We start from the raw sequence: 25,787 nt of genomic DNA on the forward strand, positions 1-25,787 counted from the left end.
CCTTTAGGGGATTTAGAGGTTATAATTCCTGCAACGGATCCCAAAATACCTGCTTGAAATTCCTTATTCTATCGTTAACTACCGTAATTCCTTCTTTTTCCAGAAGTTCCTGCATCAATGTTGGTGGCGAAAAATGAAACCGGCCAGTTAGCAATCCGCTACTATTTACAATTCTATGCGCCGGTACTTTTGGACTAGCTTGGCCTGCATAAGCCATGGCATGCCCCACCATTCTCGATGAATTTGCCACGCCCAAAGCTTTGGCAATTGCTCCATAGGAAGTAACCCTCCCTTTGGGAACTAACCTTGCCACTTCGTAAACCTGTTCGTAAAAATTGGTGTCCATTTTAAGTCAAATTATACATCACTGCGATGCACGAAACAATCCTAAAGCAAATAACTAACGTTGTAAGATTGCTTCGTGCCTCGCAATGACGGAGTGCCTAACAAAACGAAAATTGAATGTAATTAATATTCTTATCCTTTTTAAGGTAAATGCGTTCGTAATGTGTTTTGATCGAAAGTACCTCATCTGCCAAATCAGATTGATATAAATGATCGGTATCTTTATGCGTAACCAAACCCAATTCCGCTACTTTTTCTTTAGTGTAGTTGTACAAACCATCATTATCTGTTTTTAGGTTGATTTTCCCTCCTTCACGCAATAAAGGCTTGTACTTGGTCAAGAAATTTGGAGACGTTAAACGTTTCTTTTCTCGGCTAATTTGAGGCTGTGGGTCGGCAAAAGTGATCCAAATTTCATCAATCTCGTTTTCACCAAAGTACTCTAGTAAATCTTCAATCTGAATGCGCAAAAAAGCAAGGTTTGGAATGCCCTCATCAACGCCTGTTCTAGCGCCACGCCAAATTCTGTTTCCTTTTAAATCAATGCCAATGAAATTTTTCTCAGGAAAAAGCCTAGCCAATCCCACCGAATATTCGCCTTTTCCACAAGCTAACTCTAACACTACCGGATTGCTGTTCTTAAAGTGATCTTTTGCCCAATTTCCTTTCAGTACTTTGGCTTCATCTAATTGATATACATTCGGAAAAGTGTCTATTTCCGCAAATTTTCTGAGTTTATCTTTTCCCACTACTGCAAATTAAAGCACAAAAGTAAGATTTAATTGTCTATTCCGTTATTTATATCAAGTAACTAAGTGGGCAAATTATCGTCTAATGCTTAAGATTTAACTTTTCCTTAAGAAATAAATACTTTCATTCTATTTAACTTGCGAAAAAATTATTGGAAAACGTAGGGGTATGTTCTTTTTTCGTTGTCATACTTCAAAATACCATTAATTAACACACAAATAAATTCCGATACGTAAATGACATCTAATCTCTTTAAGCTCGTCTTATTTTTATTCAGCTTTATTATTCTAAGTATTTCAAGTACATCTGCACAACAAACTTTTAAAATTTCCGGCAAGGTAAAATCGGCCGAAAGCCAAATAGAAGCAGCAACCATTAACATTGTTGAGGCTAAGCGCAATGTGATGGCAGATAGTTTGGGTAATTACGAAGTAGAACTAAAAGCAGGAAATTACACTTTCGTAATTAGTGCCGTTGGAATGACAACCTTGACAAAAAAACTGAAGGTTTCCAAAAATCAGACCTTGAACTTCGAATTAGAAGACAATGCCAACAACCTCGATGAAATTGTAATCTCTACAGCAAGGGACGACCGCAGTTTAGCCAGTCCGCAAATGGGTGCAGAACGATTGAGCATGAAAACCATTAAAAATATTCCATTAATTTTTGGTGAGCGAGATATTTTGAAAGCCATTCAGCTTTTACCGGGAATTAAATCTGCAGGCGAAGGCGGTGCAGGTATTTATGTTCGTGGTGGTTCGGCAGATCAAAACTTGGTATTGATGGACGATGTGCCTGTTTATAACGCTGCTCACCTATTAGGCTTCTTTTCTACTTTTAATCCAGATGCGGTAGAAGATATCACCGTTTACAAAACCGGAATGCCATCTCAATTTGGCGGCAGACTTTCTTCGGTGTTAGACATCAAAATGCGCCAGGGCAATGCCGATAAATTCTCTGCTTCTGGCGGTATTGGTTTAATTTCTTCGAAACTTACCTTAGAAGGTCCAATTCAGAAGAATAAATCGTCTTTTATTATTTCTGGACGAAGAACGTATGTAGATGCACTTTTGAGGCTTTCGCCAGATAGTACCATTAACCAAAACACCATGTACTTTTATGATGTGAACGGAAAAGCCGATTTCCAGTTGGGCGATAAAGATAAACTAAGTTTCAGTGGTTATTTAGGTAGCGATAAATTGGGCTTAGCAAAAACCTTTGGCTTAAGCTGGGGCAATGGCATTGCAAGCGCACAATGGAAACATATATTTTCTGATAAATTAAGCTCAACAACTACAGGTTCTTTTACTAGTTATCAAAACAAGATTGAAGTAAATACCGGAATAGATAACGTTCGTATTTTCTCGCAGTTAAAAGATTGGGGCTTGAAGCAAAATTTCTTCTGGCAAGCTTCGGATCAAAACTTGGTAAAGTTCGGGTTCAATTCTATTCACCATACAGTAACGCCCGGCGAAGTTACCTCACAAGGTCAGTCTAGTTTTAACGATGTGAATTACCAAGAGAAATTTTCTTGGGAAAATGCGGTATTCGCATCAAGCGATTGGCAAGCTTCCGAAAAACTTAACATTGGTTTTGGCTTGCGCTTAACCAGCTTTAGTGTGCTTGGTGGTGGCGATTTTCTGACAGTTGATCCAGAGGGAAATATCATTAATTCAACCTATTACAATAAAGGCGAGTTTGTGAAAACCTACCTCAACCTAGAACCCCGTTTATCGTTAAGTTATTTGCTAAATCAACAAAGTTCTGTAAAGGCATCGTATGTAAGAAATGCACAGAATATGCATATGATCTCTAACTCTACCTCTAGTCGCCCGAGCGATAAGTGGCTGCCAAGTTCGTTGATGGTAAAGCCAGAAATATCAGACCAGTTTGCCGTAGGCTATTACCGTAATTTATTCGATAATGCCTTTGAATTGAACGTAGAGAGTTACTACAAAACCCTCGATAACCAAATTGATTACAGGGATGGAGCCGAAACTTTTAACTCAGATAATATAGAAACGCAGTTGCTTTACGGTATTGGAAGAGCGTACGGTTTAGAAATGTTGTTTAAGAAAAAGAAGGGCGATTTTACCGGATGGTTAAGCTATACACTATCTAAAACCGAAAGGAAAATAGACGGAATTAATGGTGGCAACTGGTACAATGCCCGTCAGGATAGAACGCATGAATTGGCCTTGGTAGGTTCGTATCAGCTTAATGAAAAATGGAGCCTTAGTGCATCGTGGATTTACTATACTGGCGATGCCATTACTTTTCCGGTGGGTAAATACAATATGGATGGACAGGTCTTCTTCTATTATACAGACAGAAATACTTACCGAATGCCATCTTACCACAGGTTAGATTTAGGCGCAAACCTTCAATTAAAGAAACGAAAAAACTATAGTTCGGAACTTTCGTTCAGTTTGTACAATGCTTATGGTAGAAAGAATGCTTACTCTATTAATTTTAGAGAGGCAGAAAACGACCCAAGCAGAACCGAAGTGGTTCGCACTACTTTGTTCCAGTGGTTGCCATCAATATCTTATAATTTCAAATTTTAATAGCTGATACTCATGAGAAATTTCAAATATTTAACAATTGTTTTTTTATTGGTAATTGGGCTTTCTTCTTGCGAAGAAGTGATAGACTTAGAATTAAAAAATGCCCCAGAGAAATACGTAATAGAAGCAACATTAACTGATCAAGCTGGTGGTGCCAGGGTGCTTATCAGCAAAACTAAAAACTACAAAAGCACAAACGACTTTGATGGCGTGCCCAATGCTTTAGTTTTAATTGAAGATCAGTTTGGGAACAACACACAATTAATTGAAATGCCCAAAGGTGTTTATACTCATCAAACACTAAAAGGCATGCCAAAACAGACATACAAGCTAAAAATTTCGGTTTCTGGACAAACTTTTACCTCTACTTCCGTGATGCCCGAAGTGGTGCCTTTAGAAGATGTTTATCAATATGAACTAAACTTGTTTGATGGTCCACGCCTATTTACCCATGTTAGATATACGGATCCAATTGGCGTGAAAAACTTTTATCGTTTCATAGAGTACAAAAACGGGGTTTACACTAAATCTATCATGGCTTCTAACGATGAGTTTAGTGATGGCAAAACCGTTAATCAAACCATTTTCCCTTTTGAGTTCACCGAAGAAAGTAAACTTAAAAAAGGTGACAGAATTAAACTAGAGTTTCTAACTATTGAAGAGCCTGTTTATAAATATTGGTTTAGTGTAGATAACGGAGCACAGGGTGGCGGAGATAACGCGGCGCCAGCTAATCCGGTAAGTAATATCAAAGGCGGTGCTATTGGGTATTTCAGTGCGCACACGTTGCAAACAAAAGAATATACAGTACAATAAAAATACTCAACCATTAAGGAGTTAGGTCTTAATTATTCTTCATTCCTTAATTTTAAATTATCTAATAAGTTTTGTTTGAGAGCTGATATTGTCTAAATTTATAGCTAAATAACATTATTATCAATTTTAGCTATATGACCTTAGTTCAACTCGAATATATTGTTGCCGTAGACACTTACAGAAGTTTTGTTAGCGCTGCCGAAAAGTGCTTTGTTACCCAGCCAACGTTAAGTATGCAGGTACAAAAGCTCGAAGAGTTTCTTAACGTAAAGATTTTTGATAGGAGCAAACAGCCTGTAACACCAACAGAAATAGGATCGCAGATTATTGAGCAAGCTCGTATCGTTTTACAAGAGAATAGCAAGATCAAGGAAATTATCAGCAATCAGGAGCAAGATATTACAGGTGAGCTAAAAATTGGTATCATCCCAACCATTGCCCCTTATTTACTGCCAGAAGTTATTGCTTCAATGCTGGGCAAATATCCAGAACTAAAGCTGCTAATTTGGGAGTACACTACCGAAGATATTATCCACCACCTAAAAACCGGGGTAATAGATTGTGGTATTTTGGCAACGCCTTTAGTTGATGCCAACATTGCCGAGCAGCCTTTGTACTACGAAACTTTTGTGGGCTATGTAAGTAAAAATAGTAAGCTCTACAAAAAGAAAACCATCGACACCGAAGATTTCGAGGAAGAAAACATCTGGCTTTTAAACGAGGGGCATTGTATGCGTTCGCAGGTGCTAAACATTTGCAGATCTACCAAAAATAATAAACTGCAAGCTTTAACTTACAACACTGGCAGTGTAGAAACTTTGATCAGAATGGTAGATGTAAATGATGGCACGACGCTGTTGCCAGAACTTTCGCTGCACGATTTAAATACAAAACAGTTGAACAAAGTGCGCTACTTTAAATCGCCAGAGCCGGTGCGAGAAATTAGCTTGGTAACACATAAAAGCTTCGTAAAAAAGAAAATGCTTAATGCCCTAAAAGAAGAAATACTTGCGCTCATTCCAAAGGGAATGAAGAATAGAAAGAAAAAAGATGTGGTGGGATTGTCTTAGAACCTAAAAGCAACTCTACTTACCAGTATAAAAAACATAGGGTTTTGCAACAAATTCCTTACTTGCGTAGTCTTATATAAAAACCACCCGTTTAGGGTGATTTTTTGCGAATATAAATATGATTATTTTGTTTGGAGATGTTAACTAGGCAATTATGTGTTTTTATTTTTATCCTTGCTTTACCAAAATTCCTTTGGTCTCAAAACTATAATTTCACTAATTACAACCTTAAAGAAGGTTTACCGCAATCGCAGGTAAGCAATATTTATCAGGCAAAAGACCGCACGCTTTGGTTGGGTAGTTTTGGCGGCGTTAGCAATTTTGATGGACTTACATTTAAGTCTTATACCAAAGCCGATGGCTTATTGTCTAACAATGTTGGCTGTATTACAGAAGACAGTAGAGGACAAGTTTGGGTAGGAACAGATAATGGCATCAACCTAATTCACCACGGAAAGGTTAAAAAAGTAGTTGAAGGGGTTGACGTTTATAACTTACAAACAGATTTGCAAGGAAATATCTGGGGTTTATCAAACCGGAAATTGTTTAAGCTTCAGCAAAATGAAATTGTATTTATAGATGTGGTGGAAGGAGAAGCCATTACTTGCTTAAATAAGGATAAGAAAGGAAACCTATACATATTTGTTAGGCGGGTTGGCGTTTTTAAATTAGATAAAAAGAAATGGCTGCCACATGCCGTTTTTCCGGCAAATGTTGCGAACAACAATGTGGTAAAGGTATTGTTTGATAATAACGATGCTGATAAATTTTATCTGGCTACTGCTAAAAACGGTATATTCGTATCAACAAATGGGAATGTAAATCCATTATTTTACAAACCAAATGTTGAAGGTTATTTTGATATTGCTCAAGATGCCGATGGCAGTATTTGGGTGGCCACACAAAAAGGGGCATATTTAATTAAAAATGGACAGCAACCTATAGTTTTTAATGAGCAAAATGGGCTAAAAACCAATAGGGTTAATGTTATTACTAGAGATGTAGAGAACAATATTTGGCTGTCGAGTTTTGGTGATGGTGTTTTTAAGTACGAAGGAGATGCTTTTGTCAAGTACGATAGGTTTAAAGGCAGGGATTTAGCCTATCCAGTAAGCGGAATTGCCCTAGACAAGCAACGAAAGCTTTGGATATCTACCTTTAATAAAGGGCTGTATCGTTTTGACGGAGAGACTATCACACAGCCCGAAGCAGCAAAAATTAAGGATAAGCATCTCTATTTCGTAACAGCAGATCGCGACAGCAACATTCTTCTATCCATACAGAATGAAGGCTTGTGGAAGTACAATGGAACAACCTTTGCCCAAATGCCCTTTACCAAAGGCACAAATATTGGTGCAGTAGCACAAGATGATGCCAGAAATTTTTATTTGGGAGAGATAAATGCCGTTACTTATGTGTCAAAAAACAGAATAGAAAAGATAGTTGGCTTTAAGGGTTGGATGTCTTGTTTGTTTTACCATGGCAAAGACAGTGTTTTACTTGGCACTTCTTCTGGCGTGTATCTAATTAAAAATCAAAAAATAGATCACCAGTTTAAAATTAATGAACTAGAAAATGCTTACGTAACAGGGGTAGTAAAAAATAATCATTTGCTGTTTTTTTGTACCATTGGGGATGGCTTGGTTAGCTTCGATACGAGGACCAAAGCAGTGAAACGCTACCTAACTGCCGATGGTTTAAGTTCAAATGACATCTACAGTGCAACGTTTGACCAGAGTGGAACTTTATGGCTAGGTACTGGCAGAGGTATAAACAAACTTAAATACGATGCGGTTTCCCAGCGCTACCAAATAATTAAAGGAAATTCTCCCGTGGTAGAGGCCAACCAGAATGCCATACTCAGCTTTAATAACAATATTTTGGTGGGTACTACAACCGGAGTTATACTATGTAATACCAGATTATTAAGAGAGAAACAATTTGCACCAGCAATCTCTATTAAGGGTATACAGATTGTCGATAGAAAAACTAACGACAAAAGAATTGCCTTAAATTCATCATTAGAAAAGTTGCCTGCAATTAATCTTAAGCACACCCAAAATCACATCACAATCAATTACAAAGGAATTAGCCTTACTAACCCACAATACGTACTGTATCGCTATTATTTATTGGGATTAGATAGAGATTTTGGCGAACAGGTTTCTACCACGCAAGCGGAATATTCTGCGCTTCCGCCAGGCAACTATACCTTTAAAGTTTATGCAGAAGTAAATGGTGAAAAATCTAGAACAGTGTCTTTTTCTTTCACCATTAACCCTCCTTTTTATGCCACGCCATGGTTTGGTGTATTGGCATTAGTTGTTATTGTTTTGCTGATCTGGTTAACTATGTATATCATCCTTAAAAGAAAAGAATTGGCAAGAAAGCAGCGAGAAGCAATAAAATTAGAAGAGCAGGCGAAAATTAGGAAACAAACTGCCGAAGACTTTCATGACGATATTGGCAACAAGCTCACTAGGATAAATGTACTTTCTGAGATCTTGGATAAGAAGATAGATGGGCAGCAAGAAGATCAGAAAGAACTAATAAGGCTAATAAAGGAAAATGCAGGTTTCTTGTATACCGGTACCAAAGATGTATTGTGGGCTTTAGATCCGCAGAGCGATAATGTCTACGAAATCATGCAACATGTTAGAAATTTTGGCGTCGACTTATTTCAACATACTCAAATTACCTTTCAAATGGATGGGTTTGACGAGAAGTATAAGAAGTGGAAAATGTCTATGGAGCAAAATCGGAATTTAACCCTAATTGCTAAGGAAATATTAACGAACATTCTGAAACATGCAGGTGCTAAAAACGTAAATATTAGTGTTTTTGAAGAAAATCAAACACTTAAAATTGAGGTGGTTGATGACGGTAAAGGTTTTGAAATGGATACTGCTGGCAATGGCCGCGGACTACAGAATATCAAAAACAGGAGCCAACGTATTCAAGCAAATTTGGATATGATTTCCAAGGTGGGCGAAGGAACCAAAGTATCTATTTCTAACATAAAACCTATCAGGATATGACAAACCAGCTGCGAATTGTAATTATAGAAGACGACGAAGTGTTGAGAAAAGGCTACGAGATGCTTCTTTCTAACAAGGAAGATTTCTTAATTGTGAGCACTTATGGTTCTTTTGATTTGGCAAGGAAGCAACTGAAAGCTGATGCTCCTCAGGTTATTTTGTTAGATATAAATATGCCGGGAACAAATGGTTTACAAGCCATACCAGAAATTAAGAAAAGCTTACCTAATGCCTACGTTATCATTTTAACGGTTTTCGATTCGCCAGAAACTGTTTTCGAAGCATTAAATATGGGCGCCGATGGATATTTGACCAAAAACTCGAATACTGAAAAAATTACGGAAGCCATTAAAGATGTTTGCAACGGAGGTGGCGTAATGAGTATGAATGTAGCCCGCATTGTTATGCAGTCCTTTCAAAAAAACCTAAATTCTCCCTTAACTAAAAGAGAAACGGAAATTCTACAGCGCATTGCAACAGGTCAAACCAAAATCCAGATCGCAAACGATTTGTTTATAGATCAAAATACGGTCCGTAGTCATGTGAAGAATATTTATATCAAATTAGATGTAAATTCTAAGGCCGATGCCATTAAAACCGCCAAACAAAACCGTTTTATTTAGAAAATATGCTAAAATCACCCAAAAAGGGTGATATGCCGGGTTCTTTCTGCAACTAATTTTATATCACACAAATTAGAAACAGGAATGAAAGAGGTGTTAGCAGAAAGTTTTTACGTTAGGGTAGGCAATTTAAGTGACGCATTAACATTTTTTAGCGACGTATTAGAAATGGAGATTGAACCATTCGATACACACACATATATCGCTACATCAAAAGACGAGGTGTCTATTTTTCTATCGGAAAAGCAAAACGAAAAGCAAACCAACCAGATTTACTTAAATACCTCCGATTGCATTGAGCAATATTGCCTTTTGAAAGCCAATGGTTTGGTTTTCACTCAAGTGCCTTCTTATCAGCCGGAAGGTTTAATAGCTGCATTTACAGACGGCTACGAAAATCATTATTATTTGGTTGAACCTCGTAAATATAACGATTAGTACTGACAGCTATGAGATACGTAAAGGAGTTGAGTAACAGGAACAAGATTGTAAGCGAAAATACTTGCAAGTCGTTCTACAAGCCATCAGGTCGCGAGGCTTATAACTTGAAATTTGTATTTGCCGGGGAAGAGAGATGTACGGTTAACAAAAGAAACATTAGCATATTTCCAGATAGCTTTATTGTATTAAACCACGGAACAGAGTACAATACTACCATAGATTCGATAACACCTGTTAATACTCTAGCCCTATCTTTTGATGCCGGTTTTGTTAAGGACTTCACCAATACTTGCCACCTGAGTGACGAAAATCTTTTAGATGGAAAATCGCAAAGTGCACCTTTGTTTTTAGAAACCTTATATCCATTTGTTGGGGATATGAAATACAATATTCTTCATTTGAAGAACCAAATAGATAAGGGACTGGATAATGAGATGCTCATTAATGAATATTTACATCATTGTTTATTGAACTACTATGGAATTTATCACAAAGAAATTACCCAGAAAGTAAATAAACTGAGTTTCATCAAGACAAAAACTAAAGAAGAAATTATAAAGCGGTTAGTGCTGGCTAAAGAATACATCAACAGTAATTACAATACAGATGTTTCTTTAGATGATATTTCCGCATACTGCTGCCTTTCTGTTAATCACTTATTAAGGACATTTAAGGAGGCTTACGGAATTAGTCCGTACCAATATTTAATGCAATTGAGAATTAACAGAGCTAAACATCTTTTAAAAACTACAGATTATCCTTTAGGAGAGATTGTAGGTTTAATTGGCTTCGAAAATACCAGTTCTTTTATCCGATTATTCAAGAGTTCGGTGCGTATGACCCCATCAAAGTTTAGAAAAGGAGCTTATGTTTAAAATCAATAATAAAAGGTGTTTTGCGCATATTTTTATAGATAAACGCACACTACCTTTGACATAGGTAAAACGGACAAATTTTGTAGAAGGGATTTAGCCGTTAGTTAATAATTAATTAAAAGCAAACACCAGGATTGGCAGTTTGCTTTTTTTGTTTGTGGGCTTTGGCAAAAAGGTGCTTTTCGCACATTTTGTGGAATTGCCTTGCTCTTTCTTTGTGTTTGAAGACTTGCCCATTTTTAAATATGGGCTGGTCTTAGAAATCTTATTCATTAACTAACCATTAAATTATGAAACAAAAATTACTATTATTAGTGATTACCGTTTTGTCTTGTTTTACGCTTTACGCACAAAACAGGACTATAACGGGAAAAGTAGTAGATGCTGCAGATGGGTTGCCAATACCGGGAGCCTCTATCAGAGCAAAAGGGACTTCTCAGGTCGTTCAAACAACCAATCAAGGCACTTTCTCTATTAGTGTACCTTCAACAGTGCAAAGCTTGGTATTTAGCTTTATTGGTTATACCGAGCAAGAGGTGAGCATATCAGACAATATGACTGTTCGGCTTTCATCTTCTTCTCAAAGCCTTAGTGAGGTTGTAGTAACAGCGTTCGGAATTGAACGCAAAACAAAATCTGTGGGCTACACGTCTTCTATATTAAAAAGCAGCGACTTAGCACAAAAATCAGAGCCAGATCCTATAAGGGCAATGACGGGGAAAGTTGCCGGTGTCAATATCATCGCCTCTAATGGTGTGCCGGGCAGTGCCACCAACATCACCATACGTGGTAACTCTTCGTTTCTGGGTAATACTAAACCTTTGATTATCGTAGACGGTATTCCTTTCGACAATTCATCTAACCAATCTGGAGCTTCTACACTGGTAAATAACAATGCCGTTTCCAACCGTGCCGTAGATTTGGACCCTAACAATATCGAAAGTATGGAGGTGCTAAAAAGTGCTGCTGCTGCTGCACTATATGGCTCAAGAGCAGCTAATGGAGTTATTGTAATTACTACCAAGAGCGGAAAAACAGGAACAAATAAAGATCTTGGCATCAGTTACAGTGGGTCTTATGCTATGGAAAAAGTTTCTGGCCTGCCAGATTATCAGAACACATATGGTGCTGGTTCAGAATTTAACTACTCAAATGCTAACGGCAGTTGGGGACCAGCTTTTAACTCTTCAAGTTTATTTCCGCAGGGCGATGGTGTAACTAATGGCACTATTCCGCACTGGTACGCAGGCAATGCGGCATTTCCACAGTTTCCAACAGGCACAAGAACCCCTTACCAAGCCTATTCAAATAACGTGAAAGATTTCTTCCAAACCGGACACGTATCAGAACATCAGGTAGCCGTTAGCAACGGGGGCGATAAGGGCAGCTACTCTATCTCGGCTTCAAACAGTAATAACGGGGGCGTTATCGACTTTTCTGATTTTGAGCGTACAACGATTAACCTTGGTGGAAACTTGAAGTTAAATAGTAAAGTGAGTGTGTTCGGAACATTATCTTATGTTAATTCAAAGCAAAATGGATTAATATTAGGAGCTCAAAACGGCGTTGGACAAGCTTCGGCTTTTGCACGTACGCTATACTTTGCCAGAAACTGGAACCTTTCCGATTTTAATGTAATGCCTTACCAAAATCCGGTAACATTGGGTCAGGTATTTCCAGTATCAGGTGTTGATAACCCTTATTGGTCTATCAGAAACAATAGCTACAAAAGTAATGTAAATAGAACTTACGGCAGTGTTGGCTTTAATTACGATGCACTTGATTGGTTGAGCTTTAATTATCGCGTAGGTTTAAATCAATACACCGATAGCCGTATAAGAACAATAAGAAGAGGCTCTGTTGGGGCTGCTGGCATTGGAGAAGTAACAGACGATGATATCTATAATCAAGAAATAGAATCTACTTTCTTAGCAACTGTTAATAGAAACATTACTTCCGACATTAAGTTTAAAGGCATTGTAGGCCATAACATTAACCAGCGCACCAGCGATAGGCAGTCGGTTGTTGGAACTAATATGGTTGTTTTTGACATTGATGATATCGATAACACCGCAAACGTAATACCTAACGGTGGCGGTTATGCCCGCAGAAGATTAATGGGTGCCTTTGCAGACATTCAGTTTGATTATAAGAACTTCCTTTTCTTGAATATAACTGGTAGAAACGATTGGTCATCAACCTTGCCTAAGGCGAACAACAGTTTCTTTTATCCATCTGCAAATGCATCTTTCGTATTCTCAGAATTAATTAGAGATAAAACACCTTGGCTCTCTTACGGTAAAATTCGTGCCAACTGGGCAAAGGTTGGTAACGATGCAAGCCCGTACAGCTTAATACCTACTTTTTCGGTTAACCCTTCATTGGGAAATAATGCAAGTAACCTAACCTTTCCATTCTTAGGTGTGTCTGCCGGAACTGTAGGCAATACACTTGCCGACCCAAATTTAACACCAGAATTTTCTACAGAGCGTGAAATTGGAACCGAATTGAGGTTTTTAAACGACAGGTTTGGAATTGATTTTACCTATTACAGTAAAAAGTCTACTAACCAAATTGCGTTAGTTACGGTTCCTGGGTCTACAGGCTTTACAGGAAAAATAACCAACTTTGGCGAGATGACCAACAAAGGTATCGAGATTGGTTTAGATATTAACCCATTCAAAAATCCGAAAGGCTTTAATTGGAACATTTACGGTGTGTTTTCTAGAAACAGAAACATGGTGGTTAGCCTAACAGAGGGCCTAAATGAAATTTCAGTAGTTCCTGGTTTTGGTGATCCAGCTGTAGTTTTAAGACCTGGACAACCCTACGGTATTATGTTGGGGACCCGTGCTGCCAAAGATGCCGATGGCAATTTCTTAATTAACAGAACTACTGGCTTAATGATTAGAGAGGCTGCTCAGGTAATAGGCGACCCTAACCCGAAATTTATTACTGGCTTAACCAACACGTTTTCATATAAAGGATTTTCTTTCTCATTCCTTGTTGATTACAGACACGGAGGAGATTTATATTCTGCTACAGTAGGACAATTGCTGGGGCGTGGTGTAACTACAGACACAGAAGATCGTTTAACCCCTAAAATCATTAAGGGATATTATGGTGATCCTACTACGTATCAGCCAATCTTAGATGCAAATGGAAATAAAATACCAAATCAGGTACAAACCACTACCAACGATTTCTATTTCAATACAGCAGGAGTAGGCGGTATTTCCGAAATGTTGGTTTTTGATGCCAGCGTACTTAGGTTAAGAGAAGTTTCTTTAAGTTATAATCTTCCGAAAACATGGTTGGCCAAAACAAAAATTGCTGCTGCAAATATTTCGCTTACGGCACGTAACCTGTTCTACTATGCGCCTAATTTCCCTAAGGGAACAAATTTCGACCCAGAAACCAGCACTTATGGCTCTGGTGATACTAGAAATATTTCGGGTATAGAGTACACAAATGCGCCAAATACAAAAAGATTTGGAGTGAATTTGCGACTTACCTTCTAATCATTATTTAACTCGATAAACTTATCCAATATGGAAAAAAGATATAAAAATTTAGCAACGGTAGCGCTTATAGGCCTTTCTGTTGTTATGGGAGGATGCAAGAAATTTCTTGACATTAATACCGATCCTAACAATCCAACTGATTTACCTCTTACTCAGATACTTCCCGCTGCAGGAGGAGGTTTAACATTTAATCTAAGCATGACGGTTGGCGGTATCAACTCTGCTACATCTACTTTTGTTCATCAAATTGTGAATAGCCGTGTGGGCGATTACATAGTTGAACCAACGTCTTTTCAAAATGCGTGGGGATATAGTGGGGCGGGGTATGGCCTGTATCCTGGGGTATTAAATGATCTTCAAACTATAATTGAAAAAGGAAAGGCACAAAATGCCCCTCATTTCGTGGGTGTTGCTCAAATTCAGCAGGCTTACTTATTTAGTATACTGGTAGATATGTTTGGTAATGTACCTTACACTGATGCACTAAAAGGAAATGGAGCTTTGTCTCCTAAGTTTGATGATGCGGCTACAATTTACCAAGATTTGTTTAGACTATTAGACGAAGCTAAGTCAAACTTGAATGCGACTTCCTCGTCTATATCACCTAACTCTACAAGCGATTTGATTTACGCTGGAGATAGAACAAAGTGGGTGAAATTGGCAAACAGTATCAAGCTGAAACTTTATAACCAAATTAGGTTAAAACAAAATGTTACCAATGAGATTAATGCATTAATAGCAGAAAACAACCTTATCAGTGTTGACGCCGATGATTTTCAGCTACGTTTTGGAACTTCTACTGCTCCAGAAAATAGGAACATAGGTTTCTTTGCTAATTATAACTCTGCTGCACAACGCGAAAGTAATGTGAGCCCATATTTTTACAATGTTCTTAAAAATTCATCAGACCCAAGGCTTCCTTACTATATCTACAATCAGCTAACGCCAACAAATAATCCAACTAATCCTATAGATTATAGAGATGGGCGTTTCCTATCAGTTCGGTTTGCTTCTAAAGGACCTAATCGCAACCAAGATCAGAGAACCTTTCAATCGCTTATAGGCCTATTCCCTGTTGGGGGCCGTTATGACGATGGACAAGGAGGCTTAGGAACGTTAACGAATGCCCCTGGCGATGGCCCTGTTCGTGTGTTAACTTCATATCAAGTTAAATTTATCTTGGCCGAGTCTGCTCTGATTTCTGGAACAACCGGAAACCCGGCTACATTATTAAGACAAGCAATTGAGGAGCAGTTTGCAAAAATAAACAAACAAGCAGCAGCTGTACCGGCTTCGGTGCAAACAGTACCATCAATTAGTACTGCCGCTAGAGACACCTACGTAAACGCTGTAATAGCCGCTTACAACGCCGCAGCAACTGATCAGGCAAAGTTAGAGATTATTATGAGGCAAAAATGGATTGCCAGCTTTGGTTACGGTATGGATGCTTATACAGATTACCGCCGTACTGGTTTTCCGGTGCTTCCCGATGTAACAGGCGCTGCAGATCCAGAGGTAGTGAGTGATAGAACTTTCCCTCATAGGCTACCTTATCCTGATTCGGAAAGAAGCTCTAATGCCAATTTCCCTGGTCAGCCAAGTGTATATACAACTAAAATTTTCTGGGCTCCTTAATAATTTTACTAATATGAAATACTTCAAAATTTTATTCATGATAACCCTTGCAATTACATTTGTCTCTTGCAAGAAAGACCGCTATCCCGAATATGAAAATTCGGCAAATGCACAATTTACTAGAACTGCTGCTACAGGTACAACTGCGGCAGCATATAATACTTTTTCGTTTAGTAAAGCTGCACCAGCAACAACAGATGCGTTTTTATTGAAAGTGATAGAGAGCGGAAATGTACAGTCTGTAAGCGTAATGGTAGACTACAGAAGGGCGGCAGCACCTAATACCGTGGCTTTTACACAGAAATATGACGAGCTTACAGCTTGGCCTAAAAACTATACCACATCATTAAATGCCTTAGCAACACTTTTTGCAGCAAACGGTGTAACTGCCGCAAATGTGGCTGTGGGCGATAGGTTTGTGTTCCGTATAGTAGTTACATTAAAAAGCGGAACTATTATTTCTGAGCAGGCCGCAGTTTTAAATGCAACACCTTATGCTATTACATTAACATATACAGTAGCTGCATAAGTGATTTGCTAAGTAGAGAAAGTGTGGGTTAACAACCAGCTTATTTAGAACATTTTCTTTTTCATTATTAAGAGGGAGTTTTAAATCTTTCGCTTCACTTGATTAAAGCAATTTATCAAGAACAATGGCGGGATTTAAAACCTCCCTCTTTTGCATTCTCACAATTCTGTTACTCAGAATGATAGGTGTTTTTTGCACATAATTTCAACGCAATTAGAACGAGATTTAATCATAATAAAACATACAAAATTATGAAACTTAAATTCTTGGCGATTTTAATACTAGGTATCAGTATCGCAAACAACATCTTAGCAACCGAGAAACCTGTACAGAGTTATCAAAAAGTAATCGACGGGTTTGTGTCCAGCTTTTTAAATAACGACCATAAATTATTGAAAGGTTTATTAAGTGATGATGCAGTTTACTCCTTTAACAGAGATGTTCGTGTGGTGAAGCATGGCGCTACAGCGGTTGTTAACGAGATGAGAAAGAATGGCAATGTAGCAATGCAAAATTGCGATGTGAAATCGAAAATTGTAACCGCAACAGATGCCCTGGTAATGGCACAGATAGATATTAACTTTTCGGCAGTAGACAATAAGCAAAAGAATTATCTTGTGCTAGAAAGAACAAAAGATGGTGAATGGAAAATAACAAACGTATACAAGTTTTATGTAAGCAGCAACGACGATATTAAGGAGAAGAAAAACATCGCCGTTTAAGATAGCGGGGCTGATGACTTTCTTTTACCGAAGAAATTAACCTTAATTGAACAAACAATTGCAATCAAAAAAGAACCCAAGGTAATGATATCTACCGCAGTGTCGGGAATATCTTTTCCTCTAAGCTTATCGAGATAATATTTTACAAAGGAATTGGGCAGATTAGTCTCGCCCAATTTTTCTTTTACCTGCCACTGCCAGTCGGTAATGGGGCAATAGCCGATGCCATACCAAATGCCTAAAACTAGCCAACAAAATAAAGTAATGCCTACAATATAGAGATGGATTTTTCTGGTTTTTGGCCAAATCCAAGCGAAAAGGTTTGCTCCAATAATGAGCAGATGTATAATGGTGTAGAAATAATCTAAGAGCTGTAAACTCACGGTTGGCCGGCTTTCACTGATTTTAAGCCTTCAATACCAACAATTTTTTCTTCCTCTTCACCTTTTTTCTTCTTCTTTTTCTTCTTAGGGTCAATACCAGCCAAACGCTCTTCTACCACTTTATCGTATTCTAAAATTTGTTCGGGCTTTAAAACAGCCTTAATATTTTTATTAGTTTCATTGTTTAAACGGTAAAGCTTAGTCACTTCTTCGTCGTTATAACCAGTAGCTTGCTGCTTTTTCATCAAAGCTACCTGCTCTTTAGCCATGTTGTAGGCATAATTGTAGATCACACCTTTTTGTGTTGCGGTAAGTTTTAAACGAGTTTCTAGCTCATCTACATTTTTCTTTGCTAATTCTTCTGGTGTTGGCATTTTAGGTTGTGCCATAGCAGCAATTGCAATTGTAGTAAAAAGTAAAAGAGCTGATAAAAACTTTTTCATTGTCAAATTATTTTTGAACCTGCAATTTACGAAAAATTTATAAAACGGATAGTTTGAATTAGTTAGTGTCGAAAACATCTATCACTTTTTGCTTTGGTTCTGGTGCTTTAAATAGAAATACAATTGCAACTACGTGTAGTATAAGTTGACCAAAATTTATCAGGGCCATTATTGGAGAAATGAAAACTGTAAACGGAATGGTCAACAGCCCAATTGCTGAAAGTACGATAAGCAGATATTTGAGCCAAGAAGTTTCTGTTCTGGCCATAAGACCAAATATAAAGGTTACTATAAGCGAAAAGATACCACCAAACACAGAAAAATTATTAACTGTAGATACTCCAACAAAAAAATGGATTAAGCCTAATACAAGAGATGCAAAAATGATGTTAGAAGCGAGCACATAGTTTTTTTGCCCCTCTAGTTTTTCCCTAGGTCTAAGTGCAATTTCTATATATGTTTTTTGTTCTTCAGAAAATTCATAGCCTCTGCTTGTAAGTATTTCTACTGCATATTCTATGGCATCGGTAACGTAGCCTTTGTTGGGTTTAAGATAGTCTTCAAGTTCTTTATTAGTTTTTTGAAGTAGCAGATTTTTATTTACTCTCATACTTAGGTTAATTTAGCGAAGACCCAAATTAAGGAAAAAGTACTTTTTGGAAGAATGGATTTTTGTAAAATAAACCCGTGTTCTAGTGGACCCCAATTTTTCATCAGGAAAAACGAAAAGCGAGGCTTAACTTAAAGTCTGCATGGTCATTGCTTTTCAAAAAAGAAGATTCGCTTTTAACCATAACAATGTTTAAAACTCTTTTACCGTTATCTTTTTAAGATTACGTAATTTTCCAGCTTTTATAACCTAGTTGCACACACCAATGAAATGAGCCGGTTACAATAGTAATTTTTTGTTACTAACGTACAATGGCTAATTCCATGTGACCAAAAAACAGTTAATATACTACATGAAAATCAGAATACTCCTAACCGCTATAACCTTATCCATATTTGCCTTAAACGCTTGCACCAGCAAGGAAGAAAAAGAGAAGAAAGTTGCCGAAGACAAAAAAGTTAGGAAGCCTGAAGACGATAAGGCTGATAGTTTGTCGTTAGTTTACGACAGGAAAAAAGAGGATAAATGGATTGCGGATTTCATGAGCAACCTGCACAAAAAATATCGTTTCAATGGGAATGCGTTGGTGGCTAAAAAGGGTAAAATCATTTATCAAGGCGCTTTGGGATGGGCAGATTATCTGCATCGCGATAGCTTAAAAATAAATTCGGAGTTTGAGCTGGCATCTATTACCAAAACTTTTACCGGAACTGCAATTATGCAATTGGTAGAAGCCGGAAAACTGAACCTAGACGATGATGTGAAAAAGTTTTTTCCTAATTTTCCTTACGATGGAATTACGGTGAGGCTTTTACTACCACACCGCAGCGGCATGATGAACTACGTTTATTTCATAGACGATATTTGGCGCAAGGAAAAACGCAATATGAAAAAAGGCGTAACCAACCAGGAGGTAATGCAGGTAATTGCTGAAAGAAAGCCGAGCCCTTATACCAAGCCAGATAGGCTTTTTCACTACAACAACTCTAACTATATGGTCTTGGGAGCTATCATAGAAAAAGTGACCGGAATGCGTTATTCGCAGTACATGATGGAACATATTTTTAAACCTGCCGGGATGAAAAACACGCATGTTTATTCTAAAGCTGAATACGAAAAAATTCCAGTTGATGTTGTTGGTCACGACCGTAACAATTTTAAGTATTCGGTGGTTCAAAATTTCTTGGATGGCCCCGTTGGCGATAAAGGGATTTACAGCACCGTCCATGATTTGGTACTTTTCGATAAGTATTTGCGTAACGAAAGATTACTTAAAAATTCGAGTTTAGATTCTAGCTACGTTGGCCGTAACAAACCGATAAAAGGTCATTTTAATTACGGCTATGGCTGGCGTTTGTTCGAAGAAAAAGGCAAGGCAAAAGTGGCTTATCATACGGGTTGGTGGCATGGTTTCCGCCATATTTATGTTCGCGATTTAGATAAAGATATTGTAGTGGTTTTTCTTGGCAACCTTACCAACGGCAGTTTAATGCAGCTAGATGAACTGTACAAATATTTAAAGATTCCGATTATACGTAAAGGTGCTTATAGTGGCGCTGGCGCAGCGCCCGGTACAGATGAGGATTAACCTCAGACTTACGAAGTTTTAAAACGGCGAAGCCCTCAACTTTACCATTAAAAATAATAGCATACAAAAGTTAAACTTCGTAAGTCTTATTAAAAAAGCCTAATCAAACAATGTACTTAAGCGTGATGAAAACAGATAAGCTCCTTTTACGACAAATAATCTCAGAAGACAAAGAAAACATCTACAAAGGCCTTTCGCATCCAGATGTGATAAAATTCTATGGTGTCAATTTTCATTCGTTGGAAGCTACTGAGGAGCAAATGATTTGGTACAGAGAACTAGAAGAAAATGAAACTGGCATTTGGTGGGCTATTTGCTCTACAGATGCGCAAACTTTCTATGGCGCTGGCGGATTTAACAATCTTAACAAACAACACAAAAAAGCAGAAATAGGATTTTGGTTGCTCCCTGAGTTTTGGGGCAAAGGAATTATGCAGGAAGCATTCCCATTAATTTGCAACTATGGTTTCGAAACGCTTGGTTTAAATAGAATTGAAGGCTTTGTAGATAGCGAGAATAGTAGCTGTAAAAAAGCAATCGAAAAACTGAATTTCAAACTGGAAGGCACTATGAGAGAATGCGAAATAAAAGATGGTAAATTCTTAAGTGTAGATATTTATTCGAAGCTCAAAAACGATTAGTACTTACTGCTTGCCCAACTGAAGACTTTGTTTCTTTTTGAACACTTCCGAAATTATTCCTTCTAAAACACGTTTATTTTGCTAAATTTGTTAGCAAATGAAAAGAGCAGGCACAGCCGATTTACCTTTACATTATGGAGCTGTTCCGCCTTGGTTGGCAGAGCGGATGGCTAAATTGGGCTTGGCAATTACGGAGCAGATTTTGTCCAACAAAGGCAAAGATGATTTCCTGAGTAGGATGAGCAGTCCGTTTTGGTTCCAGAGCTTAGGAGCAGTAATGGGAATGGATTGGCATTCGTCGGGAATTACTACTTCTGTAATGGGCGCTTTAAAAAAAGCCATCAATCCAAACGCGGCTACTTTTGGTTTATATGTTTGTGGTGGTAAGGGAAAACTCTCCAAAGAAACGCCAAAAGAACTTACAAAATTTGCACAGCTTAACGGACTTGATAGCGACACCTTGGTTCGTAGCAGCAAGCTTTCTGCAAAGGTAGATAACACCGCTATTCAAGATGGTTTTCAGCTTTACCAACACAACTTTATTGTAAGCACCGAAGGCAATTGGACGGTAGTACAACAAGGTATGAGCGATGCTAGCTCCACTGCTCGTAGATACCATTGGCATTCGGCAAATGTGCAGTCGTTTACAGATGCGCCACACACCTTCATTTATGGACAAAATCAGGGGAAAATCTTAAATCTCACCGATAAAAAAGCACAACCTATTAAGGCATCGATGTTGGAAATGATGGCTGAACCACCGCAGAAAATGCTGGCAGAAATTAGCAAATTGGTAATGCCCAAACATCACGATGTGCAAGCCAAAGACGTAGACTTAAAACGCTTAGGTTCTATCTTATGGCTGGCACAAAACAACAACATTTCCAATTTCGACGAGTTGCTGCTTCTGGAAGGTTTAGGACCACGAACGCTGCAATCTTTGGCATTGGTGAGCGAAGTAATTTACGGTGCTCCATATCGTTTTAAAGACCCAGCCAGATTTTCATTTGCCAACGGAGGCAAAGATGGGCATCCCTTCCCTGTTCCAGTTGATGTTTACGATGAGACGATAAGGACCTTGAACGATGCTATTGAGAAATCTAAGATTGGAAACTCAGATAAAGCACAAGCAATTAAATCTCTTTCGCAAATTGCTGCTCGGATAGAAAAAGATTTCATCCCTAATGGAAATTTGGATGAACTGATAGCTGAAGAACGAGCAAATTCATGGAAGTATGGCGGCAGAACAGTTTTTGGGAAGGCGAAGAAACCTAGTAATCAGTTGGATTTGTTCGGGTAAGCATCTAGTCGTCATTGCGAGCTTTGCGAAGCAATCTTACAACTTTAGCTGTTTAATCGCTTTAAGATTGCTTCGTGCCTCGCAATGACGAAGAGGCCTTAAGAAATCTTATCGAAACTAATACCCACATTCTTCTTCGACAAAAAACTCTTCAACAAGTTATTTTCAGGATTTTCAACATTAGGGTCTTTATCTAAAATCTCAATCACGGTATTTCTTGCCTCTTGCAAAATCACTTGGTCTTTTACTAAGTCGGCTACTTTTAGTTCAACCGTTCCACTTTGCATGGTACCAGTAATATCTCCAGGGCCACGCAATTCTAAATCTATCTCTGAAATCTCGAAACCATTATTGGTGCGCACCATAGTTTCCAAGCGTTTTTTAGAAGTAGGATTTAACTTATCCTTCGACATCAAAATACAAAAAGACTGTTCTGCCCCACGACCAACCCTTCCGCGTAGCTGATGTAATTGAGAAAGCCCAAATCGCTCCGCGTTTTCTATCACCATTACTGAGGCATTTGGCACATTTACGCCAACTTCAATTACAGTAGTGGCCACCATAATTTGTGTTTTACCCTCAATAAAACGTTGCATTTCGTAAGCTTTATCAGCATTGCTCAGCTTTCCATGCACAATACTAATTTGATATTGTGGCCGTGGGAATTGATAACTCAACTGTTCAATCCCTGCTTCCAAATGCAGTAAATCTAGTTTTTCGCTTTCCTTAATTAATGGATAAACAATGTACACCTGCCTACCTTTCGCAATTTCCTCCTTCATCATACCGAACATGCGCATCCGCCTACCTTCCACAAAGTGGAGTGTTTCAATCGGCTTTCTTCCGGCAGGCAACTCATCAATGATAGAAACATCCAAATCGCCGTATAAAGTCATGGCTAAAGTTCGTGGTATTGGTGTTGCTGTCATCACCAAAATATGCGGCGGCACTACGTTCTTTCTCCAAAGTTTGGCTCGTTGCTCTACTCCAAAACGATGTTGTTCGTCAATTACCACCAAACCTAAATTCTTGAACTGAACTTTATCCTCAATCAGCGCATGAGTACCTACTAAAATATCTATCTCACCGCTTTCTAGTTGCTGATGCAACACTGTACGTTGTTTTTTGGTAGAACTTCCCGTTAAAATTGCTACGTTAACCAACTCACCTTTCAACATCCCCACCAGCGACTCATAATGCTGACGAGCTAGAATTTCCGTTGGTGCCATCATACAAGCCTGGCAACCGTTATCGTTGGCCAACAACATACTCATCAGCGCTACCACGGTTTTTCCACTACCTACATCGCCTTGTACCAAGCGGTTCATTTGGGCTCCACGTTGGGTATCAATTCTAATTTCTTTAACTACTCGCTTCTGTGCATTCGTTAAATCGAAGGGGATAATTTCGTTATAGAATTTATTTACTCGCTCGCCAACGTTGCTAAAAACAGCTCCTTTAAATTTTAGGCTTCGTAGATGTTTACTGTGTAGTAACTGCAGCTGAATAAAAAACAGCTCCTCAAACTTTAGCCTGCGCTCAGCCTGTTGTAAGGCATTTGTATTTGCAGGAAAATGTATGTTAATTATCGCTTCCTTTTTACCAATCAGCTTATACTTTTCTAGGATGTATTTTGGTAAGGTTTCCCTTACTTCGTTCACATGAAGTTCGAGAATTTGGTAAATCAGTTTCTGGATTCCTTTACTATCTAAGAAACTCTTTTTAAGTTTCTCGGTAGAATTGTAAATAGGCTGCAAGGTTAAATTGCCCGTTACTCCGCCAGAAGTTTGGCGGGGGTAAGTCTCTAAATCTGGATGGGAAATGCTAAAACTTCCGTTAAAGAAATTTGGTTTGCCAAAGGCGATGTAAGTATTGCCTCTATAGATATTCTCCTCTACCCATTTTAAGCTTTGGAACCAAACCAGCTCCATCGTTCCAGTCTCATCGGCAAACCTTGCCACCATTCTTTTTTTGTGTTTCTCCCCGATGGTTTCCTTGGTCATGATTTTTCCAATCACTTGCACCAAGGGCATATCAGGATTTAGCTCACTAACCTTATAGAAACGAGTTCTATCGATATACCTAAATGGATAATGATGTAAAAGTTGCTCGTAGGTAAGAACCCCGAGCTCTTTCTGTAACAACTCGGCACGCTTAGGTCCTACGCCCTTCAAATAAACAAGAGGTGTTTCTAAATTAGAAGCAAACAAAACGTACTATTTTCTTTTAAAAGTAAGCATATCTTTCATCAGTATATAATTTCTTTTTAATGGTAATGAAGCTATCATGAGCATATTCATTTCGATTTGTGACGGTATGCCCATGATGGTTTAATCATGTTCCAATTAAATAGAAAAACGGCAAATAGCAGTAATAAATAAGCCGTTAACTGATGTGGGTCTATCTTCTCCTTGAAATAAATAATGGCTACCGTAAAAGCAATGATAGGATTGATATAAATAATAATGCCTAGGGTAGAAGATGGAATGCCAACCAAGGCGAATAAACTTAAAAATAAAGGAATGACTGTGAACAGTATTGCTATTAATGTGACATTTAGCCAAAAGCCAGTTTCCAACGGCAGTCCTGTATGTTGATATAAGAAGAAAGGCAACATCAATAGTACTGCAATAGAAATTTGTACCGCTAACACATTCAACTTATCTAAGTTTTGCATTTTACGCTGTATGATTAAGTAAAAAGCATAAAGCGCTGCAATGCCCACCGACCAAGTTACCTCTAACAATGAACCGGTAGCTAACATCAAAATACTAACCGTGGCCAATACCAAGGCAATAACTTGAATTCTGTAAAGGTGTTCTTTCAGTATGATGAAACCGCCAAATGCAGTAATTAATGGACAAACCATGTAGGCAAAAGCTCCCGATTTAATACTGACATTATTGATAGCATAAATAAATGTATACCAGTTGAGTACTAGCAGCACTGTTGCACCAACAATTTGGCTCATAACAACCTGTCTTTCGCGAGCAGGAATCTGTTTGAAATAGCTGATGTCCTTTTTTAGTTCTTTTTTTCGAAACAAGAATATCGCTAACCAAATGACTACCAAAGAGGTGAAAATACGATAGTATAAAATCTGCTCCGAGGGATAAGCTTTGAGGTTTCTTAACGGAATGGCAAAGAAACCCCAAATTACTGCAGACAAAACTCCAGAAAATAAATACTTTGATTTACTTGTTGCCAAGGCTATCCTTTAAATGCTGTTATAGAAATTTCTACATTAACCCCTTTAGGCAAACCCTTTACAGCCACCGTTTCTCTAGCAGGGAAATCGCTCTTAAAGTATGAACCATAAATTTCATTCACTTGTGCAAATAAGGACATATCAGATAAGAAGATAGTTGTTTTAATGATATGCTCAAACTCATATTCAGACTCCACCAAAACTGCTTTAATATTACGCATCACCTGATGAGTTTCTTCTTCCAAAGTTGCATTGTTCAACTCGCTATTTTCTGGGTTAATGGCTATTTGTCCAGAGGCAAATAAGAAACCGTTGGCAACAATAGCTTGGCTGTATGGACCAATTGGTTCTGGGGCATTAGAGGTATAAATAACTTTTTTCATTTGATTTTTATATTGATTAAGATTAGCCGCCCTCCGCAGAACAACTAAATTACATATACAAATTTAGGCATAAAAAAAAGTCCCGACGCTATGTCGGGACTTTTTTTATAATGTTATACTTTTAAGAAAGCTTAGTTTCTTGAAGTTTCAACACGACGGTTTTGGATACGACCTTCTTCTGTATCGTTAGAAGCAATAGGTTTAGTTTCGCCAAAACCTTTAGTAACTACACTGCTAGCGCTAACGCCAGAGTTTACTAAGTAAGTTTTAACAGAGTTAGCTCTGTCTTTAGATAA

The 25,787-nt window shown here is 38.1% G+C and carries 23 protein-coding genes; 14 read left to right on the plus strand and 9 right to left on the minus strand.

All coding sequences use genetic code 11. The features are described from left to right. Nucleotides 1-19 precede the first annotated feature (19 nt). Together REI64_RS17200 and trmB are read right to left on the minus strand one after the other, a co-directional pair. Nucleotides 20-346: an MGMT family protein gene (locus REI64_RS17200; protein ID WP_308851384.1), complete on the minus strand. Its 327-nt coding sequence runs from the start codon at nt 344-346 to the stop codon at nt 20-22. Between the two features lie 97 nt (nt 347-443). Next, on the minus strand, nt 444-1,094 hold the full coding sequence (trmB, locus tag REI64_RS17205) for a tRNA (guanosine(46)-N7)-methyltransferase TrmB (protein WP_308851385.1): 651 nt from the start codon (nt 1,092-1,094) through the stop codon (nt 444-446). A 237-nt stretch (nt 1,095-1,331) separates the two neighbouring features. Between trmB and REI64_RS17210 the strand changes: the two genes are divergently transcribed. The 11 genes from REI64_RS17210 (at nt 1,332) to REI64_RS17260 (ending at nt 16,935) form a co-directional block, all read left to right on the plus strand. Next, the gene (locus tag REI64_RS17210; RefSeq protein WP_308851386.1) at nt 1,332-3,662 is read left to right on the plus strand and encodes a TonB-dependent receptor; all 2,331 of its coding nucleotides are present in this window, start codon (nt 1,332-1,334) and stop codon (nt 3,660-3,662) included. 12 nt (nt 3,663-3,674) lie between these two features. Next, complete coding sequence (locus REI64_RS17215; protein WP_308851387.1) at nt 3,675-4,478, plus strand: DUF4249 domain-containing protein; 804 nt, start codon at nt 3,675-3,677, stop codon at nt 4,476-4,478. A gap of 134 nt (nt 4,479-4,612) precedes the next feature. Next, on the plus strand, nt 4,613-5,548 hold the full coding sequence (locus REI64_RS17220) for a LysR substrate-binding domain-containing protein (protein ID WP_308851388.1): 936 nt from the start codon (nt 4,613-4,615) through the stop codon (nt 5,546-5,548). A gap of 137 nt (nt 5,549-5,685) precedes the next feature. Further along, nucleotides 5,686-8,586, plus strand: coding sequence for a two-component regulator propeller domain-containing protein (locus tag REI64_RS17225; RefSeq protein WP_308851389.1), 2,901 nt, complete (start codon nt 5,686-5,688; stop codon nt 8,584-8,586). Then, entirely contained in the window at nt 8,583-9,209 is a 627-nt protein-coding gene (locus REI64_RS17230; RefSeq protein ID WP_308851390.1) for a response regulator transcription factor, read from the plus strand. Before REI64_RS17225 ends, REI64_RS17230 begins: the two co-directional genes overlap by 4 nt. 84 nt (nt 9,210-9,293) lie before the next feature. Then, nucleotides 9,294-9,647, plus strand: a complete 354-nt coding sequence (locus REI64_RS17235; RefSeq protein ID WP_308851391.1) for a hypothetical protein — start codon at nt 9,294-9,296, stop codon at nt 9,645-9,647. A gap of 11 nt (nt 9,648-9,658) precedes the next feature. Then, nucleotides 9,659-10,525 (plus strand): AraC family transcriptional regulator, encoded by an 867-nt coding sequence (locus tag REI64_RS17240; protein WP_308851392.1) that lies wholly within the window; start codon nt 9,659-9,661, stop codon nt 10,523-10,525. A 290-nt stretch (nt 10,526-10,815) separates the two neighbouring features. Beyond that, nucleotides 10,816-14,046, plus strand: a complete 3,231-nt coding sequence (locus REI64_RS17245) for a SusC/RagA family TonB-linked outer membrane protein (RefSeq protein WP_308851393.1) — start codon at nt 10,816-10,818, stop codon at nt 14,044-14,046. A gap of 30 nt (nt 14,047-14,076) precedes the next feature. After that, entirely contained in the window at nt 14,077-15,684 is a 1,608-nt protein-coding gene (locus tag REI64_RS17250) for a SusD/RagB family nutrient-binding outer membrane lipoprotein (protein WP_308851394.1), read from the plus strand. Between the two features lie 37 nt (nt 15,685-15,721). Next, entirely contained in the window at nt 15,722-16,213 is a 492-nt protein-coding gene (locus REI64_RS17255) for a hypothetical protein (RefSeq protein WP_308851395.1), read from the plus strand. Nucleotides 16,214-16,464: 251 nt separating this feature from the next. Then, entirely contained in the window at nt 16,465-16,935 is a 471-nt protein-coding gene (locus REI64_RS17260) for a nuclear transport factor 2 family protein (RefSeq protein ID WP_308851396.1), read from the plus strand. Here REI64_RS17260 and REI64_RS17265 read toward each other — a convergent pair. Genes REI64_RS17265 through REI64_RS17275 form a run of 3 tightly spaced genes read right to left on the minus strand, consistent with a single transcriptional unit; the run spans nt 16,932 to nt 18,371 of the window. Then, nucleotides 16,932-17,318, minus strand: coding sequence for a DUF2784 domain-containing protein (locus REI64_RS17265; protein WP_308851397.1), 387 nt, complete (start codon nt 17,316-17,318; stop codon nt 16,932-16,934). The two genes, REI64_RS17260 and REI64_RS17265, sit on opposite strands and share 4 nt — an antisense overlap. Next, nucleotides 17,315-17,761, minus strand: coding sequence for a hypothetical protein (locus tag REI64_RS17270; protein ID WP_308851398.1), 447 nt, complete (start codon nt 17,759-17,761; stop codon nt 17,315-17,317). Before REI64_RS17270 ends, REI64_RS17265 begins: the two co-directional genes overlap by 4 nt. Before the next feature lie 58 nt (nt 17,762-17,819). Further along, nucleotides 17,820-18,371: a hypothetical protein gene (locus REI64_RS17275; RefSeq protein ID WP_308851399.1), complete on the minus strand. Its 552-nt coding sequence runs from the start codon at nt 18,369-18,371 to the stop codon at nt 17,820-17,822. Between the two features lie 352 nt (nt 18,372-18,723). Between REI64_RS17275 and REI64_RS17280 the strand changes: the two genes are divergently transcribed. The 3 genes from REI64_RS17280 (at nt 18,724) to REI64_RS17290 (ending at nt 21,900) form a co-directional block, all read left to right on the plus strand. Then, a complete protein-coding gene (locus REI64_RS17280) occupies nt 18,724-19,959 on the plus strand; it encodes a serine hydrolase domain-containing protein (protein WP_308851400.1) in 1,236 nt (411 codons plus the stop codon). A 125-nt stretch (nt 19,960-20,084) separates the two neighbouring features. Then, nucleotides 20,085-20,600, plus strand: a complete 516-nt coding sequence (locus REI64_RS17285) for a GNAT family protein (RefSeq protein ID WP_308851401.1) — start codon at nt 20,085-20,087, stop codon at nt 20,598-20,600. Nucleotides 20,601-20,697: 97 nt separating this feature from the next. Beyond that, the gene (locus REI64_RS17290; RefSeq protein WP_308851402.1) at nt 20,698-21,900 is read left to right on the plus strand and encodes a DUF763 domain-containing protein; all 1,203 of its coding nucleotides are present in this window, start codon (nt 20,698-20,700) and stop codon (nt 21,898-21,900) included. 98 nt (nt 21,901-21,998) lie between these two features. Here REI64_RS17290 and recG read toward each other — a convergent pair whose 3' ends face one another. The 4 genes from recG to REI64_RS17310 form a co-directional block, all read right to left on the minus strand. Next, a complete protein-coding gene (gene recG / locus REI64_RS17295) occupies nt 21,999-24,110 on the minus strand; it encodes an ATP-dependent DNA helicase RecG (protein WP_308851403.1) in 2,112 nt (703 codons plus the stop codon). 86 nt (nt 24,111-24,196) lie between these two features. Then, complete coding sequence (locus REI64_RS17300; RefSeq protein WP_308851404.1) at nt 24,197-25,108, minus strand: EamA family transporter; 912 nt, start codon at nt 25,106-25,108, stop codon at nt 24,197-24,199. A 2-nt stretch (nt 25,109-25,110) separates the two neighbouring features. After that, nucleotides 25,111-25,491: a RidA family protein gene (locus REI64_RS17305; RefSeq protein WP_308851405.1), complete on the minus strand. Its 381-nt coding sequence runs from the start codon at nt 25,489-25,491 to the stop codon at nt 25,111-25,113. A 131-nt stretch (nt 25,492-25,622) separates the two neighbouring features. Then, the coding region (locus tag REI64_RS17310) for an OmpA family protein (RefSeq protein ID WP_308851407.1) at nt 25,623-25,787 on the minus strand (165 nt) is incomplete at its 5' end.

The sequence above is a fragment of the Pedobacter sp. genome, assembly GCF_031119335.1.
Taxonomy (GTDB): Bacteria; Bacteroidota; Bacteroidia; order Sphingobacteriales; family Sphingobacteriaceae; genus Pedobacter.